Source organism: Acidimicrobiales bacterium, from assembly GCA_036273495.1.
GTDB lineage: Bacteria > Actinomycetota > Acidimicrobiia > Acidimicrobiales > JAJPHE01 > DASSEU01.
This window is the reverse complement of sequence record DASUHN010000371.1, coordinates 1-18,930: the sequence shown is the minus strand read 5'-3', so window position 1 is coordinate 18,930 and position 18,930 is coordinate 1. Positions and strand designations below refer to the sequence as shown.

Sequence of the window (18,930 nt, the reverse complement as noted above, 5' to 3'; positions counted from 1 at the left end):
ACGCTGAACACGAAGTCCCCGCCGAACATGCGCTCCCGGAACGCGCTCACGGCGTCCTCGGTGACGTCGGGGCGCTCGGCCACCAGGGCCTTGGCCCACCCGTCGAACATGGCGTAGAAGGACTCGCGGTTGTCCGCCGACAGGCCGATGGGGTTCTGCAGCACGGCGGCGGTGACCCGGTCCGGCGCCGCCTGGCACAGCGCCAGGGCGTAGGAGGAGCCGATGCACCCGCCCATCGCATGGGTCCGGTCAGCGCCCAGCTCGGCCAGGAGCGCCAGGTGGTCGGCGGTGTAGCTCTCCCACCCGTCGCTGGCCCGCACCGGGGCGGTCGAGGCCCCGGCGTTGCGCTGGTCCATGGCCACCACCCGGAACTCGTCGGACAGCTCCCCGGGCGGGTCGATCCACGGCATCCGCTCACCGGGGGCGTCGGGCCGCTCCCGCCACAGCTGGGCCACCGAGTGCATCCCCCCGGGGGCGAACAGCACCAGTGGATGCCCCGTCCCCCGCACCTCGTAGTGGATGCGGGCGCCATCGGTCTCGAGCACCGCCATTCTCCCCACCTCCCTGCCGGTCGGCCCCGAATCTATGGTGACGGCGTGCGAGCGCGTTCGAACGAGGTCGAGATCGAGCGGGACGTCAAGGTCACCGCGTCCGACGGGACGGTCCTGCTCACCGACGTGTACCACCCGGTCGGGGTCGACGATGCCCCGGTGATCCTGGAGCGCACGCCCTACGGGCGCCGGGCGGTGTCGGCGTTCATGGCGCCCGAGCTGGCCGGGCGGGGCTACCGCTACCTCGTCCAGGCGTGCCGGGGGACGGACGGGTCCGGGGGGAGCCACAGCTACTTCGCCGAGGCGGGGGACGGGCGGGACACGGCCGACTGGATCACCGAGCAGGCCTGGTTCAACGGCAGCCTGGGGACCTTCGGCGCCTCCTACATGGGCTTCACCCAGTGGGCGCTGGCCTCCACCCGCCCGCCCTACCTCAAGGCCATGGCGGTGGCGCTGTCGGCGTCGACGCGCGCCTTCTCGTGGTACCCGGGCGGCTCGTTGGCCCTCGAGGTGATCCTGCCGTGGGACGCCGGCGCCACCCAGTTCAACCAGCCCACCGACACGCACGCGTCGACCGACGTGTCACCCGAGGCGGTCGAACGGCGCATGGCGGCCCTGCGCGCCGGCTTCGACCACCTCCCCCTCGGGGACGCCCTGCGCGCCGTCACCGGGGTCGACCTGCCGCTGTACCGGGAGCAGATGGCCCACGCCGACCTGCACGACCCCCACTGGGCGCCCCTCGACTACCGCCCGCTGCTGGCCGACTGGACCGTGCCGACGCTGCTCGTCGACGGCTGGCACGACTATCCCCTGCCCGGCGTCGTCGACGACTACGTGGCCCTCAGCCGATCGGGCGCGCCGGTGCAGCTGCGCATCGGCGCCGGCGGCCATCTCGGCGGCGGGGGCGAGGGCGGGATGACCGACGCGCCCCTGGCCTGGTTCGACACCTGGCTGCGCGGCGAAGAGGGCCTGCTCGACCCCCGCCCGGTGAGCGTCCACATCCAGGGCGAAGGCGGCTCCTGGCGCCACCTCGACTCCTGGCCCCCTCCGTCGGCCCCCACCCCGTGGTATCTGCACGGCGACGGCGCCCTGTCGACGCAGCCGCCGCCGGCCCCGTCCGGGCCCGACCGCTACCGGTACGACCCGGCCGACCCCACGCCCGCGGTGGGCGGCATCGGGATGCTCACCGGGGGCGCGGTCGACAACCGCGATCTCGAGGCGCGCCCCGACGTGCTGGTCTACACGTCGCCGGTGCTGACCGATCCGCTCGTCGTCCTGGGCCCGGTCAGCGCCGAGCTGTCCGTGGAGTCCAGCGTCGAGCACACCGACTTCTTCGTGCGCCTGTGCGACGTGTGGCCCGATGGGCGCTCGGTCAACGTGTGCGACGGGCTGCAGCGGTTCGGCCCGGACACCATCCGGCGCGCCGGGGACGGCACCTTCCGGGCCGAGGTGGCGCTGTGGCCGGCGGGGCACCGCTTTGCCCCCGGCCACCGGCTGCGCGTGCAGGTCGCCAGCGGCTCGCATCCCGTCTACGCCCGCAATCTCGGGACCGGGGAGCCGGTGGCGACGGGGACGACGCTCCGGCCCGCCGACCAGGCCGTGCACCACTCCCCCGGCCGCCTGTCGTCGGTGACGCTCCCGCACTTCCGGGACTGACGCCGGCCGGTCAGCGGGCCCGGTCGCTCCGGTAGGCGCCGGACTCCCGCTGCACCAGGTTGACCAGATCGCCGAGAGCGATGTTGACGTCCACCTGGTGCAGGCCCCACAGCGGCCCGAGGGTCTGACCGACCACGGGGCGGTGGTCCCCCGGGGTGACCGGGGCCGTCACCTGCAGCCAGGTGGCGCCGTTGGCGCTCGTGCACCGGGCCTGGTAAAGGCCGGGATCGGTGGTCCAGGGAGCCGAGGCACCGCTCGGGAAGTAGGGGTCGAGGTCCGCCGTCCCCCCTCCCGGCGCGGCGGGATTGACGCAGAGGACCTGGAGGGCCGCGGGGGGAAGATGGGGCTCACCGGGAGCGTCCGGCAGGAGGCTGACCTGGAAGCTGACGCCGATCCCGGGGCGGCCGAACAGGCTGCCCGCCGGCGGGGCCTGGGAGAACGTCGAGTAGGCGATCACGCATCCGGTCTCGGTGCTCGATGTGCACGCCGGGATGTGGGCAAAGCTGCCGCCCACCGTTCGGCCCGTCGGCACCGTCACGTTGCCACCGAGGACGATGGCCGACACGAGCCGGCGGCGGACGGCGGGATTGCCGTCCACCATGCGCCGCAGCAGGGCGGTGACCATGGCCGCCCCCTGCGAGTGCCCGATCAGGACGACACCGCGGCCGTGGTTGTAGTGGGCCAGGTAGTCGGTCCACGCCGCTTCGACGTAGTGGTACGCGGTGGCGGAGTTGGCGGCGGTGAGGGCGGAGAGGCTGAGGATGGCCGAATCGGTCAGCTGCCGGTACATCGGCGCGTAGACCCGGCACACCTGGGAGAACCGCGACGCCTGCGTGGTCGCGACGAAGGTCTCGGCCGGGTCGACGTGCAGGTCGGCCACGGCGGTCTTCTGGGAGCTGACCGTCGGGTACACGTAGAAGCAGTCGACCGGTGCATCGGCGGGCAGGGCGGTGCGCTGGACGTGGGACGGGCCCGAGGCGGGGATGACGACGGCGCTGAGGTCGGAGCGGCAGGGTTCGGGGGACCGGCCGGGCCGGCACAGCCACTCGATCCCGGCGGAGTCGGTGAGGGCGGCCGATGCCCCCGCCGCCACGGCCGCCCGCTGCGCCGCGGTAGGGGCGCCCGAGCCGGTGGTGCCCCGTGCTCCCGTCGGGCCACCCGAACCGCGGCTCGACGCGGCCCCCGAGCATCCCGCCAGGGCCAGGAGCGCCCCGACCGTGGCAAGCGCCGGGCGCCGGATGCCGAGGCGTGGTCGCACTGGCCGAGCGTAGGGGCGCAATACTCGCGACCACCGGCACCGGGGAGCCGGGAGGACTGGGGGTCCCGACGGTGGCGGCTCCGCAGGTGAGGACGGCGGGGGCACGCGGCCGGCCCCGTTTCGCCCTGGGCCGGCCCACTCCGCTCCTCCGGCTCCAGCTGCAGCGCCAGCTGGGCCAGCTCGGGGTCTTCGCCGGGTGTGACCGCCGCCAGCTGGGCCGGCTGGCCCGGTGGGGGGACCTGGTGCAGGTCGAGCCGGGGGAGGTCATCCTGCGGGAGGACCACTCCGACTGGTGGTTCGTCGTCGTGCTCAGCGGCTCGCTGGCCCTGACCCGCGGCGGGCGGCCGGTGGGAACGGTCGGAGCGGGAGAGCACGTCGGCGCCGACACCATCGTCGGCCTGCGCCCCCAGCGCGCCACGGCCCGGACCGCCGAGCCCACTGTCCTGTTTCTCCTCGGTCCCCGCTACCTGCTGTCCCTGGTGACGGCGGCGCCAACGTTCCAGCGCACGCTCTTCCCTGACGTCGGCCCGGCGGACTACCCGGAGTTCTCGCATCGCATGCTCGAGCAGGGCCGGGCCGAGTGGCACCGCGTGGGACTGCCTCCCGGCTGGTCACGTCGTGGCCCCGCCGCCGAGAAGCGCCGGCCCGCCGGGGTCTGGCCGGTCACGTCGCCCCGCCCGGGGCGGATCCTGACCCTGCGCGACGCCGTGGCCGTGATCACCTGCGCGACCGCGGGCCAGGAGAGCCCGGCGGCCCCGGGCCGCGCCCCGGTGCGGAGGTTGAGCCCGTGGTGGAGGCGGGGGGCGGCGGCCGGGGCCGGGGCCCTGACGCTCGTGGCTCTCATCGCCTACCACCCACCGGTGGCGGTGGTGACAGCCGGGCGCCCGCTTGACGTCGTCTCCGACATCGCCATCTCCGGGGTCCCCACCCATCCGGCCGACGGTCACTACCTGCTGCTCTGGATCAGCGTCTCCCGGCCCGACCTGGCGGGGACGGTCGCCGCCTTCCTCACCGGTAGGACCACGGTGTCGGCCGGCCCGGCCCTGTCTGCCTCCCAGGAGGCGGCGGCCGAGCGGATCGGCCGCCGTCAGTACCTGGCCAGCCGGGGGACCGCCGTGGCCGCCGCCATCCGCCTGGCCGGCCTCGACCCCCGCCGGGTGCGGGTCCGGATCCGCGACCGCGGCCTGACCGGCCCGTCGGCCGGTCTCGTCTACGCCCTGGCGGTGAGCGACCTCCTCGGGCGGGACCTGGCCCACGGGCGCGCCGTGGCCGCCACCGGCACCCTGGACCCCGCCGGCCAGGTGGGCGCCGTCGGCTGGGTCGTGATCAAGGCGACCGGGGCGGCCGGCGCCGGCGCCTCCGTCCTTCTGGTCCCTCAGGGAGAGGCCGGCGGCGTGCTGGGGTCCGGGTACCGCGGGCCGGTGCTGGTGGTCTCGAGCCTGGCCCAGGCCGAGGCGGCGCTCACCGCGACCCGCCCGTGACCCGGAAGACGGGGTGGTCGGGCGCGATCCGGCGCAGTTCCCCGTCCGGGGACTTGGGCCCGACCCCCTGGAAGAACGCCCCGACCTCGAACCGCCAGCGGCGAAGGTAGGCGCGAAGGATCTCGGTCTTCTCGTCGTCGGGAACCTCGTCGGCCCGGAAGGCCTCGACCCGGCGCCCGACCCGGAGCCGACCCTCCCCGGCGGCGCGCAGGTTGCGCACCCACTGGGTCGTCCCACGCGGGGCCACGAGGTACCGCTGGCCGCCGTAGGTCAGCAGATTGACCGGGATCGACCGGTCCGCACCGGTCGTCCGGCCGCGCACGGTGAGGATCCGGGACCCCATCACGCTGACCCCGACGCGGGCCAGGGACGCCACGGCGCCGTTGAAGATCCTCTTGGTGAACCAGCTGGGCCTGAGGTAGCGGTCGGGCATGCCCCGACGCTAGGGCGCGCCTAACCCTTGCGGTAGCGCTCGGCGTCGGCCGCCTTCAGGGTGAGGCCGTGACCGGGCCCGTCGGACCGGGGCACCAGGTCACCGCCGGAGGGATCGAGGGCCCCGTCGAAGAGCATGTTCTCGATGCGGTGGTGATCGTGGAAGTACTCCAGATGACGAAGGTTCGCCACGGCGATGGCCACCGGGGCGTGCAGGTTGGGAGCGCAGTGACCCGACACCTGCAGGCCGTGGCCGGCGGCCAGGGCGGCGGCGCGCAGCCAGTCCGTGTAGCCCCCACAGCGGGTGACGTCGACCTGGAGGCAGTCCACGGCGCCGGCGTCCACCATCTGGGCGAAGTACGGGAGGTGGTAGCCGTACTCCCCCGCCGCCACGTCGAGGCCGCACGCCGCCCGGATGTGGGCCAGCCCGGTGAGGTCGTCGGACGACACCGGCTCCTCGAACCAGACGACCCCGCTGTCCTCCTCCATCCGCCGGCCCATGCGCACCGCCTGCTTGCGGGTGTAGCCCCCGTTGGCGTCGACGTACACCTCGACGTCCGATCCGACGGTGCGGCGGGTGAGGTCGACGCGGTGGAGGTCGCGCCCGGGTCGGGTGCCCCACGACTCTCCGATCTTGATCTTGACCCGGGGGATCCGCCACTCCCCCACCCAGCGCTCGAGCTGGGCCCGGGTGGTGTCGTCGTCGTAGGTCGTGAAGCCACCGCTGCCGTAGATCGGCACCGCCGGGCAGCAGCGGCCGAAGAGGTCCGCCAGCGGGACTCCCATCAGGCGGGCCTTGAGGTCCCACGCCGCGGTATCGACGGCCGAGATGGCGCACGCGACCAGGCCGGGCCGGCCCAGGTTGCGACACGCCCGCGCCATCGCCTCGTTGACCGACGGCACGTCCATCGGATCGGAGCCGGTGACGACCGCGGCCAGCTTCTCCTCGATCACCGTGGCCGAGCCGGCGCCGGCGTAGGTCCAACCGAGACCCTCGACGTCACCAGCGGCGACCCGGGCCAGGACCAGGATCGTGGAGTTCCAGGCCAGGGTCCCGTCCGCCTCGGGCTGGTCGGTCGGGATCTCGTAGACCTCGGCGGACACGGCAGTGACCTCGGGCGCGTCCATCCCCAGGTCTGTACCCGCGTCCCGTCCGGGACGACACCGCCCCGGACCGGAGCCCGTCAGGACATGTCTTCGGACCGCTCCACGTCGAGGTTGCGGAAGCCGGCGCCGGAGACCTGGTGGGTCAGAACGGGACCAGCCTCTCGTCGAACAGGTCGATCATGGCCTGCCACGAGCGCTCGTCCGTCGGGCGGTGGTAACGCACTCCGTCGAAGCCGGCCTGGTCGGCCCGCTCGTTGGTGAAGCTGTGCACGGCGCCGCCGAAGAGGTACAGGCGCCAGTCGACGCCGGCGGCGCGCATCTCCTCCTCGAATCCCCGGCGCTGGCCGTCGGGCACCATGGGATCGTCGGCGCCGATGCACACGAGCACGCTGGCCTTGATCTGCCTGGCGTCCTCGGGGCGGCTGGTGCCGAGACCGGAATGGAAGCCGACCACGGCGCGGAGGTCGGCGCCGGACCGGGCCAGCTCGAGGGCCATGGTCCCCCCGAAGCAGTAGCCGATGGCGGCGACCCGGCTGCGGTCGGCCTCGGGCTGGGCCAGGAGGATGTCGAGGCCGGCCTGGGCCAAGGCCCGGGTGCGGAGGGCGTCGGGGATCAGCTCACCGAGCCGCCCCATCATCTCGTCGCGCTCGAGCGGTTTGCCCCCTCCGTGGTAGTCGAGGGCAAAGGCGGCGTAACCGAGCGAGGCCAGTCGCTCAGCCCGCCCCCGGGCGTGGTCGTCGAGCCCCGGTCCCTCGTGGCAGACGAGCACGGCCGGCCTGGGGCCCTCCGTGGTGTCGTCCACGGCCAGGTGGCCGATCAGGTCGCGGCCGTCGGCGGTGTATTCGATGCTCTCAGTGCGCACGCCTCATCCTGGCACGGTGGGAGGCGGGCGGACGGGGCGGTGATCCCGGACAGGAACCGCCCGTGGCGCCCGCTACCGGTGCCAGTAGGCGAGCGCCGAGCGCGTGAGGTGCACGGCGAAGAAGCCCTCGTTGCCGTCGGTGTACCAGATCTGCCCGTGCACCGGGTCGAACGCCGGCGCCGACATGGCGTAGTTGCCGCCGGAGTTCTTCACCGGTGCGTTGAAGTAGGCGATCTCCCTGGGGTGGAGCGGGTCGTGGATGTCGAACACGCGCAGCCCCGACAGGATGAACGAGCAGGCCACGATGCCGGGGTCGGCCCGCCGGGGGACGGCGCAGTAGTGGCTGGCGTAGCCCTGCAGGGAGCTGCTGGCCCCGGGGTCGCCCATCTCGCCGGCCCGGTTGCGGGTCAGGTTGGCCTGGAGGCGGATGTCCGAGACCACCCTCGGGTGGGCGGGGTTGGCGATGTCGATGATCCGGGCGGCGCCGGCGTGGGCGCCTGCGTCGGACGCCGGGATCCCACCTGTCGTCCCGTCGGTGGCGAACTCGTCCACCTCGACCAGGTACGGGTGGCCACCGATGGTCACGGGGATCGGCGTCTGCGGAAGGCTGACGTTCGGCCAGCTGAGGTGGCTGATCAGATGACCCTGGCCGTTCGGCACCCGGCGCTGGATCTCGCTCACGTCCACGATGTCGAGCCCGGCGGTGGACGGGTCACCCAGGTCCGCCTCGTAGACGGTGTTGCCGTCGTTGCTGACGTTGAGGCCGTGGACGTTGATCCCCCGCTGGACCCACAGCGGGCGGGGCACCGTCGGGTTGGAGATGTCGATGGCGGTCATCGTCCCGCCACCGGCCGAGCTCACCCAGAAGGTCTTGCCGTCGGGCGAGAAGCCGCCCTCGTGGCCGAGCACGCCGATCGGCAGGCTCGAGTCGAGGGTGGGGTGGAGGCAGTCGTGGGACACGTCGTAGATGTCCACGAAGCCCGGGTAGGCGAAGGGGTTGCCGAGATCGGCGGCAAGGAGCCCCCGGGCCGTGTTGAGGCTCAGCGACTCGTGCGGGGACTGCATGGCGGGCGTGCGCAACGTGTCGGTCTGCACGGGGTGGGCGGGGTTGGACATGTCGAGGACGAACACGCCGGTGTTGTGGGTGCTGCCCTCGACGGCATTGGTCGGGAACAGCAGGGTGCTGTCATAGAAGGCGCACACGTGACCGGCGCTGTCGACGTAGCGCTGGACCCGGTATCCGCCCACGTCCCCGAACTGGCTGACCTGCTGGGTGTTGCACCGGTATCCCGCCGCGGCGTACCCGTCGGCCACGTCGGCCGAGGTCACCCGGCCCTGGACGTGCTCGGGGTGGGCGCCGGGGTCGCACTTGACGTCCGGAACCGCCGCCGCCTCCGGCGCCGTGGCCGCCGTGGCCCGGGCGATCACCGGCGCGGCCAGGACCAGGCACCCCACCGCCGCCGCCGTCGTGGTCAACCTGCGCCGGACCGAACCCATCAGAGCCCCCTAGAGTTAGAAACGCCTCACACGCGCGTTCCCAGGCGCGGGCGGGCGACCGACCGGATCAGGGTTTCGACGCCGGCGCCGGGAGTCCCTGCGACCCGGCCCCGATCAGGTGAAGCGGAGAAATCGGGCAGGCCATCCGCTCCCGGGGGCGGGTGCGATACTTCTCCGGGTGCGGAGACGGTCCCCGTTCGGTCCGGCCGGCAGCGGCCGCTTCTCGCGCGAAGAGGTGATCGACGCCCTGTACCGCGGTCTGCTCGACCGGCCCGTGGAGGCTCCGGGTCTCGAGCACCATCTCGAGCTGCTGGACGGCGGCTCCGGTCTCGACGCCGTCGTGTACGGCATCGGCCACTCGCGCGAGTACTTCGAGACGTGGTTGCGCGCCGGTGATCTGCCCGCCCTGCTCGCCAATGTATGGCGGAGCCGGGACGAGCACCGGGACGAGCCCACCATCTACCTGCTGCACATCATGAAGACCGGCGGCACGGCACTGGCCGAGTCACTGCGCGCCGTGGCCGGCAACCGTTTCTGCCTCACCCAGGTGTTCCTCGACCACGTCGTGGCCCTCCCGAGCGTGGTGCTCGAGAAGTCGTCGCTCGTGGCCGGCCATCTCGGCATCGAGGCCCTCGACCTCCTTCCCGCGGGCACGGTGTCGGCCACGGTGATACGCGATCCGTTCGAGCGGGTCCTGTCCCACTACGCCCACGTGCTGGCCGATCCCGCCCTCACCTCGGAGGTGGCCGGGCTGACCCTCGAGGAGTTCGTGCACGTGCCCCGGTGGCGGCCGTACTGCGAGGACTTCCAGGCCCGCAGCCTGGTGAACCGGGTGGGCCTGAAGTCCATATGGCGGGACCATTCCCCCGAGGAACGGCTGGCCGAGCTGCCTGCGGAGGTCAAGCCGGCGGCACCCCGGCTGCCGCTGCAGAACGTGTTCGAGCTGGGGCCGATGGATCTGTCGGAAGACGACCTCCGCAAGTCGGCCTTCGACACCCTCGACGCCATCGAGGTGGTGGGGGTGAGCGACCATGTCGACGACGTGTTCGCCCGTCTGGCGCGGGTGTGGTCGGTCGTCCAGCCGCCGGCGGTGCCCCGGCTGAATGCGAGCCCGAGGCGGCTGGCCGAGGGCGAGGTGCCACCGAGCCTGCGGGTCGCGATCATCGAAGCCAACAGCGTGGACTTCGCCCTCTACGAGCAGGCCCGGGGCCGGGCGGCCGAGCTGGCGCCGCCGGCGGTCAGGGCCGGGCCTGCGGCGAGCGGGGAAGAGGCGGCTACGCCCGGGCCATCGGCGCCGGCGGCGGGCGTGACAGGGAGCGAGGGTGGCGAGGAGGGACCGGCACCGGTCGGCACCGGTCGGGCGCAGTGGCGCTCCCGCCTGCTGCTGGCGGCGGCGCCGGGCGCTCCGCCGCGCTGGCCCCTCGTCGTGGCGGCGCTGGCCTTGGCGGCGGTGGCCGTGATCGACAACTTCTTTGCCCATCGCATCGTGCTGATCGGGCTGCTGGTGCTCGGCCCGTGCTCGGCGCTGCTGGGCCGGCGCTGGCGGGCCACCGCCCTGGTCGGTGCCGTATCCACCCTCCTGGCGGCGGTGTCGGGGGTGACCGACGGGCTGTGGGGCACGGCGTCCTACACCCTGTTCCTGGCCACGGTGACGATCGTGGCGGTGGCCGCCACCCTGGCCACCGTGCTGATCCAGCACGCCGGACCGGACGCCCTCCCCTCGTTCGTGGGCGGCATCAGTGCCAGGTCCACCTCGTCGGGGACCCGGTGAAGTCCGACGCATCGAGACCGAACACCCAGCCGGGACGGACCCGGAAGCAGGTGTTGGACCCGGGGTCGAGCATGTCCATGCCGTAATCGGTCCCGTACTTGGCGTTCTCGGCGTCCAGCAGGCGGCGGAGGTCGGCCGGACCGGCCACCACCTCGGCCACGCCCTCGGCCACGACCGGCTGTTGGGCGTCGTCGGTCGTCAGCGTGCAGCGGCCGTCGGAGCGCAGGTTGCGGGTCTTGCGGGAGCCGTTGCTGCAGCTGAACCACAGGGCGCCGTCGAGCCAGACGGCCCAGACCGGCATGACGTGGGGCCGGCCGTCGGGATGGACCGTCGCCAGCCAGTAGTCGTGCGATCCGGCCAGGCGCTGCTCGGCCCAGGACCACGGGAGCAGGCCGGTGCCCTCGGTGGCGGGCCGGGCGCCATACCCGGGCATATGGGGCCGGTCGGCCCGGGGGGCCTCCATGGCTCCGGGACGCTATCCCCGGGCGCCCGGGCAGGTGGGGGCGGGCGGGGCGATGAGTCCGCCTCCCCCATTGCGTCCATCCGTTATGGACGTCCAGGTCTGGTGCCGGCTGGCGGTGCTCGGACCGGGCGGGACGGAGCTGGCCCGCTTCACCCTGTCGGGCCCGCTCCGGTCGGGAATGGCGGTGGTCAACCGGCTGGCCCGGCTGCGCCTGGCCGTGGGCCGGGGCGGACGGGTGCTGGCGGTGCGGGAGCTGTGCCCGGAGATGGAGCGGCTCTTGGACCTGGCCGGGCTGTCCCGGCTCGCTGATCCCGCCTTCAGGGACCGGCGGGGTGACCAGGCATCGGGCGCGTAGGCCTCAGACCTCCGTACGGGGCCGGCTCCGAGCCGGCGAGGATGGCGAGCAGGCCGGTCCACGTCTTCTCGGTGACCCGGTTCTGCCCGTGTTCCCGGCGGAGGGCCCCCACGAAGAGAGCCAGATCGGAAAGCGCCCACGTGAGGCGGTAGAAGGCCACGGCGGCGCTGTCGGCGGCGTGTCCCGACGCGACCTCGTAGGCATCGAGGGCGTCGCCATCGGCCCCGAACATCCACAGGTCACGTTCCACCGGAGCCAGAGCGGCCGTGTCCCAGTCGATGAGTCGGACCTCCCCGCCGGCGGACATCACGTTGCCGGGGTGCGGCTCTCCGTGGGTCACGACCGCTTCGAGGCCGGCCGCGGCCAGCGTCGACGCCAGTGTGTCGTGCGAGTCCAACCACTCCCGGATCACCGAGACCTTCGCCCGCACGGCGCCGCGGGCCTGCTCCGAGAAGGGTCCGCCGGACCACGGGGTGGCGACCTCGTCGAGCGCGGCCTCCAGCATCGCCCGTCCGGGCAGATCCCAGCCGAGATGGCGCAGGGCGGAGCCGGACGGCGCGGCTGCCCCGTGGAGCTCGGCCAGGGTGCGGACGAGCCGCGTACGCCGCGCGACGGGTCCGGGCGTGCCCCACACCCCCGCCTCCCCCTCCACGAACGGGAACACCGTCAGCGCCCAGCGAGGGTCGAACGGCATCAGAATCCGCCCGCCGCGGGTCGGAAGCGGAGCCACGACGAAGGCCAGTCCCGACTCCCGGAGCCGATGGGCGGCCCCGTAGGCGGCCTCCAACCCGTCCAGCACCGAGGACGGGTCCCCGCCGAGGTAGGGCTTGTCCTCGAGGTGGTCCAGCTTCACGAAGCGCCTGCTGCCACCTGGCGTGGCGCCGATCCAGTGGTAGCTGCCGAACCCCTTCGGCTCGTAGCGCAGACCGGCCAGCTCGAGCCCCCACGAGTCGGAGAGCGCATGCGCCAGCTCCCGCTCGTCGATCCCCGGAGGGGGCGGCCCGTCCACGGGACCGGATTGTCGCGCCCGGTCCGCGGGCAGATGTCCCATTTCTGGGTCTACCGGAGGCCCGTCACGGTCGCTAGCTTCGAGGCGGTGCCAGCGGTGAGCACCCGGACGCAGATGGAGGGGGCCGCGATGAGTGGGCTGGAACGCAAGAACGTGAACTCACCGGAGGAGACCCGTCCCTTCAAGGACGGCAAGGGTCACCTCGAGCTGGTGACGATGTCGGCCGGGCCGGTCGGCCGGGCCACCTTCCAGCCGGGGTGGAAGTGGTCCGAGCACGTCAAGCCCATCGCCGGCACCGACAGCTGCCAGGCGGCCCACGCCGGCTACTTCGTGTCCGGCCGCATGGCCGTCCGCATGGACGACGGCGAGGAGATGGAGTACGGCCCCGGGGACGTCGGGGTCATGGCGCCGGGCCACGACGCGTGGATCGTCGGCGACGAGCCCTGCGTCGTCATCGACTGGCAGGGCTTCGGGAACTACGCCAAGTAGCAGCCGCCCCTCAGCCGGCCAGGTCGGTCCTGGCCGGCTGGCCGTCTCTCAGAACTGGAACTGCCAGATCCCCCGGCCGTAGGTCGCGGCGATCATCCGGTTCGGGTTCCCTGGCTGCAGGCGGAGGGTGAACACCGGCGCGTTCGGCAGACCCGACCCCAGGCGCTTCCAGGTGGCGCCGGCCGTCGTGGCGGCGATGTACACCCCCTGGTCGGTCGCCACCACCAGGCTCCCGTTGTGCACGACGGAGAAGTCGGCCGGGATGTCGGGGATGTTCCCGCTGATGTCGGTGAAGGTGTTGCCCGCGTCATGGGAGACGAAGACGTGGCCCACGCCGACGTTGGCGGTCGAGTCCCCGATGGCCCCGGGCGGGATCCACCGCCGGCCGTAGCCGCCCATCGTCACGTAGACGGTGCTCGGGTCGCTCGGATCCACCTGGATCGACGTGATGTACCGCTGGGGCAACTTGCCGTCGCTGGTCCCGCACGAGCTGCACAGGGCCTTGGCGATGTGCCACCCGTTGCCGGTCCCCGGCTTGGGAGGCTGGGAACCCCCGACGTTGGTGGCGATCCCGCTGCGGAAGGGAAGGCCGCCGGTCACCACGTCGCAGTAGCCGCAATAGCCGACGTAGATGTTGGCCCCCCGGACCCCGACGGCGGACGGGATGTTGAACACGCAGTCGGACACGTTGCAGGTGGTGTTGCGGTTCACCGGCTGGCCCGGCGCCGTCGCCAGGCCGAGGTCGTAGACCGTGGTCCACGGGCTGTTGGACAGCTGGCACTGGAACGGATCGGCGCCCGCCGGGACGGCGCACGGGTTGGCGAAGATCGACGGCATCGGGTTCCCGTTGGCATCGGTGCCCGCCCCGTCCCCGGCCTCGGAGATCTGGGTGCAGCCGGCCACGACGTGCCCGGCGATCGTCGGGTCCTGCTCCAGGGCGGTGGCGAACTGGGACTCCGAGCTGTTCCCGGAGCAGTCCGGGCCGACCGAGTACCAGTCCTTGCCGCCGTTGAGGCTCATGCTGACGGCCCCGTAGGTGTACTCCTCGAGGATGTTCTTGGAGTTCTGCGGGTCGATGGCCGTGTCGAAGCCGTCACCTCCGAAGATCGAATGCTCCTCCATCGTCCCGGCCGGACACCCGGAGATGTAGGGGGGACAGGCCGAGATCTTGGTCTCCCCGTTGTCCTGGAGCCCGGCCACGATGGTGCCGTCCTTGGAGATCTCGGCGTCGTAGGGCTGCAGAGCGTTGAGCCCGACGTCGATCCCGTTGCCCCAGTTCTGGTTGGAGAAGTCGGAACCGGCCGCCACGTGCTGGGCGTAGGCGCCCCCGTCGTTGCCGGCGAACAGGGTCACGCCGCCCTTGCCGTCGGGCACGAAGAGGTAGGCGTGCTGGTCGGGGTGGGTCGTGGACGTCGGCATGATCGTGGGCGTGCCGGACGTGTCACAGGGCAGTCCGCCCGTCGACTCCAGGCCCCCGCACGAGTTCCAGTACCGGCCGATGTCCTCCCAGGGGGCGGCCACGCTGGTGCCCGGGTAGGCGAGCCACGGGTTGCTGAGGACGCCCGGGAGGTTGGCGTTGTTCTCCCAGATCTCCTCGAGGCCGAAGATCACCCGGGTGGGCTTCCCGCCGGCGTCAGTGGCCGTGGGATCGGGCTTGATCCAGTTGTTGTACCAGGACTGCACTCCGGGCCCGTAGCCCGGCTCGGCGGCCAGGGCCCCGCTGGCCTTGGCCAACTGGGTCCAGTTCATGATCTTGGTCCAGGTCTTGCCGAAGTCGTAGGTGGCGTAGGCACCGTCGAGCACCGTGCCCTCCCCCTCGGCCTGGGCGTCGGCGTTGCAGACCGACGCCATGTCCGTGTCGACCACGTCGTCGGTGCACTGCTGGAACTTCACGGCGTCCTGGACGAGGGCGAAGACGGCGTCGTTGTTCTGGTGGGCCCCGTCGGCGATCCCCAGGCTGGTGCGCCCGACCACGTTGTCGGGGGCGAAGTCGGTCCCGGCCGGCGAGCCCTTGTGGGTCTGGAACTTGAAGGTCCCGGGAGCGCCGGGCGACAGGCCCTTCGGGGCATTGCCGGTCGAGACGTAGATCCCGTTCTGCGGCGCCTGGAGGCAGTCCGTCTTGGCGCCGCTCAGCTGGCAGTCGGTGTTCGGGCTCCCGTCGGCGTTCTTGTCCACGGCCTTGCCGGCCCGCCACCCGACCACGGCCATGACCGAACCCGCAGGGGCGTTGGCCGAGCCGGTGCCCTTCACCACCACGTCGGTGACGATGTTGGCGAAGAAGCAGAGGGGCGTACCGGTGTTCCCGGTGCACGAGACCTGCTTGCCGGTCGTCGGGTCCTTGACGGTGTAGCCCGCCGGGCTGGTCGGCAGCATGACGTTCGTCCACTGCACACCGCCGTCGGTCGAGCGGTACAGGCCCTTGCTCGTGGCGGCGTAGACCGTGTTGCCGGTCTTGTCCGCGGGCGACGGCTGGATCTTGAACACGATGCTGAGATCGGGGAGGCCACTGGCGGCCTTCCAGGTGCCGCCGTCGTCGTCGCTGTAGTAGATGCCGAGGCCCTGGATGGCATCGGCGCCGAACGAGAAGTCCCCGGTGCCGGCCAACAGCCGGTGAGCCTTGGAACGGCCCGCCCCGCTGACGACGTCGTAGGCCACGGCGCTCATGGCCTGGGTCGGCAGCGTGTCACCGACCGAATGCCAGGTGGCCCCGCCGTTGTCGGTCTCGAACACGCCGCCCACCGCCGGCGCCGCCCACACCCGGTTGGTCGCGGGATCCCCGGCGAAGGCGTTGACCCGCCCCGACAGCTCCTTGTGGCCGAGCGAGGCGATCGGATAGTCCCCGTTGGACTCGGCCACCGATGTGTTGTCGGTCAGCGGGCAGGTGGGCTGGTTCGTCTCCGGGTTCAGGGCCGAGACGTGGGCGTCGCAGTCAGGCGTCGCTCCGGCCGGGCTCCACGCCCCGCCGGTCACGGGCAGGGCGCTTGCCGCCGCCACCCCGGACCGGAACGCCCCGGGCACACCCTGCTGGAAGGGCGCCGCCTCCCGGGCCTGCAGCTGGGCCCCGAGGGATGCCAGGTCCTCGTAGTTCTCGGGATGGGTGGCCGGAGCGCAGGCGGGCCGGCCGCCGGCGGCCTCGACCACGTCGGCGTCGACCACGTACCCGCTCGGGCACGCCGTCGCCTTGGTCAGCTTCCCGCCGGCGGTGACGGGACCGCTTCCCACGGTCGCCAGGCCGGAGACCCCGGCGGTGAGAAGGGCGGCGACGGAGGCCGCCAGGACGAGGGGCTTTCGGCCGGGGGCCGTACCGAGGATTCGCGCCATTCCGTCGGGATTCGGCACAGGGCGGCCGGATACCTGCGGAGCCCCGCCGCCATCACCCGGTGCGGTTACCGGGTTACGGAAAGCCGATCTGCGACGCCCAGCGCACCGACCCCTGGCCCGTCACCGGCCGCAACGCCGCCACCAGCTGGGAGTAGGCCTGGGACGCGGTGTTGCCCACGGGGTCCTGACTCAGCACGCCGGCGAAGGTCATGACCTTGCCGTGGTGGCTCAGGGCGTAGCGGGCGAGGTCGGCCCACTCCCCGGCCTGGCCCCGGTAGTAGATCTCGGGGAACGGCACGTTCGGCGGGAGCCCGTAGGCCACCTGGTACAGCTGCTCCCGGGTCCATGGCCCGGGTGCGGCATCACCGAAGTCGACCATGGTGAGCCCGGTGCCGACGGCGGCGTAGCCCGACATGAGGGCGTAGGTGTTGCGGTAGCCGGGATCGAAGCCCGGCTCGGCGTCGTCCCCGGCCACCACCTTCACGTGGTCAGTGAAGCCCTGCCGCGACCGGGTGCCCGTGGTCCAGTACGAGGCCTGGGACACCGCCAGGGCAAAGTGGCGGCCCCACTCGTAGAAGCTGGCCGGCTGGGACCCGCACCCGCAGAACCGGGCTCCGGAGTGGGGGCAGGGCTGGCCGGTACCGCAGCTGTTGTTGGTGCCGACGATCACCTCGAAGCTCGTGTAGCTGGGGGCGGTGGCGAAGTAGCCGGAGACGTAGTTCTCGACCCCCGTCACCACGTCGGCGAGCGGGAGGAACCGGTCGGCGAAGCCCATCGTCCCGTACGCCCCGGCCTGGTACGCCGGCCGGCCGAAGTCGAGGATGACGGCGCCCTGCATGCCGGCCCGGCCCGCCGCCCGGCCCTGGCGGTACAGCGCCGGCCCCGAGGCCGTCGTCTCGTAGATCGACCTGGTGGGGAGCGGGGAGACGATGCTCGCCGCCGCCCGGGAGACGGTGTTGGCGGCAGCCGGCGCAGGCGCCAGCACGGTCCCGGCGGTGAACCCCGCCAGGACGGACCCGGCGAGGGCCACTCTCAGTAGCCACATTTCCCTCAATTTCCCCATTGGCCCCACGAGCCCCAGAGTCTGACAGAAGACCTGGCCTCTTGAAAAGGGGGTGGCCCCAATCGAGCGGCAGCCTCCGGTCGCCGGCCGGGCGTCCTTACACTCTCGGGGGATGACCCCGCGCCCCCCGTCCGGCCCGGAATGACAGCGCCCAAGGCCAACGAACTGTGCTGGTGCGGCAGCGGGCGGAAGTACAAGCGCTGCCACCGGGCCACCCAGGACCGGGTCCGCCCCGGTCAGCTGAGCCCGGCCCGGGCCGTGCCGGCCGGCATTCCCCGCCCGGACTACGCCGATTCCGGTCGCCCCGTCCGCACGAGCGAGCCGCTGGTCAAGTCACCCGAGCTGATCGGGGCCATGCGCCGGGCGGGGCGGATGGCGGCCGAGGTCCTCGCCGCGGTGGGGCGGGCCGTCGCACCCGGGGTCACCACCGACGCCCTGGACGCCATCTGCCACGAGGAGTGTGTGTCCCGGGGCGCCTACCCGAGCCCACTCAACTACCACGGGTACCCGAAGTCGGTGTGCACCTCAGTCAACGAGGTGATCTGCCACGGCATCCCCGACAGCCGGCCCCTGGCCGACGGGGACATCGTCAACGTCGACGTCACCGTCTTCGTCGACGGCGTCCACGGGGACACCAACGCCACCTATCCCGTCGGGCGGGTCGACGCCGACTCGGCCCGGCTCATCGAGGCGACGCGAACCTGCCTCGAGCTGGGCGTCGGCGCCGTGCGCCCGGGCGCCGCCATCAGCGAGATCGGCCGGGCCATCGAGAGACACGCCGGCTCCTGCGGGTTCGGGGTGGTGCGGGCGTTCGTGGGCCACGGCGTCGGAACCGTGTTCCACAACGGGCTGGTGGTCCCGCATTTCTACGACCCGGCGGCGGACACGGTCATGGAGCCGGGAATGACGTTCACCATCGAGCCGATGATCACCGCCGGCACGTGGCAGCACCGGATGTGGGAGGACGGCTGGACCGCCGTCACGGCGGACGGGCGGCGCACCGCCCAGTTCGAGCACACCCTCCTCGTGACCGACGACGGAGCCGAGGTGCTGACCCTGCCGGGTTGACGTACGACGCCCGGAGCCGGGAAGTTGGCCCTCGAGGCGGCGGCCCTCCCGCAGCGTTGGTCTCGACGGCACCCCTGACTACCAGGATTTGGTCATACAGGGTCAGGCGCTGTCTACCGACTAGGCGTTATGTCTCTTCCCGCGACGGAGCGCGACCCGGCCGGCGGCGCGGAGCCGACGCTCAGAGGAGCCGCCCCCACCCGAGCCGTCTTCCGCTGGTGGCGGAGGGCCCTGGACTGGCTCCCCCGCGGCCAGTCCCTGAGCGAGGACGTCTGGCGGGTCCGTCACCGGACCCTCTCCTATCTCCTGAGGGCTCACGTCCCCGTGATCCTGTGCTTTGCCCTGGTCCGCGGCTACGACCTGGCCTCGGCCGGCATGTACGCCGGGATCATCGCCGTGTTCGCCCTCCTGTCGGCCACCGATCCCCGCCACCGCGCCTTCGTCTCGGCCATGAACGCCCTCGGCCTGGTGACGTGCTCAGCGGTACTGGTCGATCTCAGCGGCGGCGTGATCGAGATGCACTTCCACTTCTTCGTGATCGTGGGCA

General features: G+C 72.6%; 17 protein-coding genes. 7 read left to right on the top strand and 10 right to left on the bottom strand.

Features of this window, described 5'->3' with window-relative positions; genetic code table 11:
* Positions 1-551 (bottom strand): alpha/beta hydrolase (locus VFW24_16115; GenBank protein ID HEX5268293.1); only part of this gene is annotated, 551 nt, incomplete at its 3' end.
* Between the two features lie 45 nt (positions 552-596).
* Between VFW24_16115 and VFW24_16110 the strand changes: the two genes are divergently transcribed.
* Positions 597-2,207 (top strand): CocE/NonD family hydrolase, encoded by a 1,611-nt coding sequence (locus VFW24_16110; GenBank protein ID HEX5268292.1) that lies wholly within the window; start codon positions 597-599, stop codon positions 2,205-2,207.
* A 10-nt stretch (positions 2,208-2,217) separates the two neighbouring features.
* Here the strand turns inward: VFW24_16110 and VFW24_16105 are convergent, their stop codons facing one another.
* Positions 2,218-3,465: a DUF3089 domain-containing protein gene (locus VFW24_16105; protein HEX5268291.1), complete on the bottom strand. Its 1,248-nt coding sequence runs from the start codon at positions 3,463-3,465 to the stop codon at positions 2,218-2,220.
* Between the two features lie 71 nt (positions 3,466-3,536).
* Between VFW24_16105 and VFW24_16100 the strand changes: the two genes are divergently transcribed.
* Complete coding sequence (locus VFW24_16100) at positions 3,537-4,946, top strand: cyclic nucleotide-binding domain-containing protein (GenBank protein HEX5268290.1); 1,410 nt, start codon at positions 3,537-3,539, stop codon at positions 4,944-4,946.
* Here VFW24_16100 and VFW24_16095 read toward each other — a convergent pair.
* From VFW24_16095 to VFW24_16080, 4 genes are all read right to left on the bottom strand, one after another.
* Positions 4,927-5,379 (bottom strand): nitroreductase family deazaflavin-dependent oxidoreductase, encoded by a 453-nt coding sequence (locus VFW24_16095; protein HEX5268289.1) that lies wholly within the window; start codon positions 5,377-5,379, stop codon positions 4,927-4,929. The two genes, VFW24_16100 and VFW24_16095, sit on opposite strands and share 20 nt — an antisense overlap.
* Positions 5,380-5,399: 20 nt before the next feature.
* Positions 5,400-6,506, bottom strand: a complete 1,107-nt coding sequence (locus tag VFW24_16090; GenBank protein ID HEX5268288.1) for an enolase C-terminal domain-like protein — start codon at positions 6,504-6,506, stop codon at positions 5,400-5,402.
* Positions 6,507-6,627: 121 nt separating this feature from the next.
* A complete protein-coding gene (locus VFW24_16085; GenBank protein ID HEX5268287.1) occupies positions 6,628-7,347 on the bottom strand; it encodes a dienelactone hydrolase family protein in 720 nt (239 codons plus the stop codon).
* A 72-nt stretch (positions 7,348-7,419) separates the two neighbouring features.
* Positions 7,420-8,844 carry a hypothetical protein gene (locus VFW24_16080; GenBank protein HEX5268286.1) on the bottom strand — a complete coding sequence of 475 codons (1,425 nt, stop codon included), beginning with the start codon at positions 8,842-8,844 and terminating at the stop codon, positions 7,420-7,422.
* Positions 8,845-9,022: 178 nt separating this feature from the next.
* On the opposite strand from VFW24_16080, the gene VFW24_16075 reads away from it, so the two are divergent.
* Positions 9,023-10,615, top strand: coding sequence for a hypothetical protein (locus VFW24_16075; GenBank protein HEX5268285.1), 1,593 nt, complete (start codon positions 9,023-9,025; stop codon positions 10,613-10,615).
* On the opposite strand, the gene VFW24_16070 is transcribed toward VFW24_16075, so the two are convergent.
* Positions 10,581-11,078 carry a pyridoxamine 5'-phosphate oxidase family protein gene (locus VFW24_16070; protein ID HEX5268284.1) on the bottom strand — a complete coding sequence of 166 codons (498 nt, stop codon included), beginning with the start codon at positions 11,076-11,078 and terminating at the stop codon, positions 10,581-10,583. The genes VFW24_16075 and VFW24_16070 overlap by 35 nt on opposite strands.
* 85 nt (positions 11,079-11,163) lie before the next feature.
* Between VFW24_16070 and VFW24_16065 the strand changes: the two genes are divergently transcribed.
* Positions 11,164-11,433 (top strand): hypothetical protein, encoded by a 270-nt coding sequence (locus VFW24_16065; protein HEX5268283.1) that lies wholly within the window; start codon positions 11,164-11,166, stop codon positions 11,431-11,433.
* Here VFW24_16065 and VFW24_16060 read toward each other — a convergent pair.
* Complete coding sequence (locus VFW24_16060; protein ID HEX5268282.1) at positions 11,396-12,442, bottom strand: aminoglycoside phosphotransferase family protein; 1,047 nt, start codon at positions 12,440-12,442, stop codon at positions 11,396-11,398. The genes VFW24_16065 and VFW24_16060 overlap by 38 nt on opposite strands.
* A gap of 87 nt (positions 12,443-12,529) precedes the next feature.
* Between VFW24_16060 and VFW24_16055 the strand changes: the two genes are divergently transcribed.
* The gene (locus VFW24_16055; GenBank protein ID HEX5268281.1) at positions 12,530-12,931 is read left to right on the top strand and encodes a cupin domain-containing protein; all 402 of its coding nucleotides are present in this window, start codon (positions 12,530-12,532) and stop codon (positions 12,929-12,931) included.
* A 48-nt stretch (positions 12,932-12,979) separates the two neighbouring features.
* Here the strand turns inward: VFW24_16055 and VFW24_16050 are convergent, their stop codons facing one another.
* A complete protein-coding gene (locus VFW24_16050; GenBank protein ID HEX5268280.1) occupies positions 12,980-16,252 on the bottom strand; it encodes a hypothetical protein in 3,273 nt (1,090 codons plus the stop codon).
* Between the two features lie 73 nt (positions 16,253-16,325).
* Positions 16,326-17,297: a hypothetical protein gene (locus tag VFW24_16045; GenBank protein ID HEX5268279.1), complete on the bottom strand. Its 972-nt coding sequence runs from the start codon at positions 17,295-17,297 to the stop codon at positions 16,326-16,328.
* Positions 17,298-17,456: 159 nt separating this feature from the next.
* Here VFW24_16045 and map point away from each other — a divergent pair, with 159 nt between their 5' ends.
* Together map and VFW24_16035 are read left to right on the top strand one after the other, a co-directional pair.
* Entirely contained in the window at positions 17,457-18,383 is a 927-nt protein-coding gene (gene map, locus VFW24_16040; protein HEX5268278.1) for a type I methionyl aminopeptidase, read from the top strand.
* Positions 18,384-18,512: 129 nt separating this feature from the next.
* A partial coding sequence (locus VFW24_16035; protein HEX5268277.1) for a hypothetical protein occupies positions 18,513-18,930 on the top strand: 418 nt, incomplete at its 3' end.

Coding starts and splice junctions, on each gene's coding strand:
- VFW24_16095 (HEX5268289.1), bottom strand. CDS start 5,379: ATGCCCGACCGCTACCTCAGGCCCAGCTGGTTCACCAAGAGGATCTTC.
- VFW24_16090 (HEX5268288.1), bottom strand. CDS start 6,506: ATGGACGCGCCCGAGGTCACTGCCGTGTCCGCCGAGGTCTACGAGATC.
- VFW24_16080 (HEX5268286.1), bottom strand. CDS start 8,844: ATGGGTTCGGTCCGGCGCAGGTTGACCACGACGGCGGCGGCGGTGGGG.
- VFW24_16070 (HEX5268284.1), bottom strand. CDS start 11,078: ATGGAGGCCCCCCGGGCCGACCGGCCCCATATGCCCGGGTATGGCGCC.
- VFW24_16065 (HEX5268283.1), top strand. CDS start 11,164: ATGGACGTCCAGGTCTGGTGCCGGCTGGCGGTGCTCGGACCGGGCGGG.
- VFW24_16050 (HEX5268280.1), bottom strand. CDS start 16,252: ATGGCGCGAATCCTCGGTACGGCCCCCGGCCGAAAGCCCCTCGTCCTG.
- VFW24_16045 (HEX5268279.1), bottom strand. CDS start 17,297: ATGTGGCTACTGAGAGTGGCCCTCGCCGGGTCCGTCCTGGCGGGGTTC.
- map (HEX5268278.1), top strand. CDS start 17,457: ATGACAGCGCCCAAGGCCAACGAACTGTGCTGGTGCGGCAGCGGGCGG.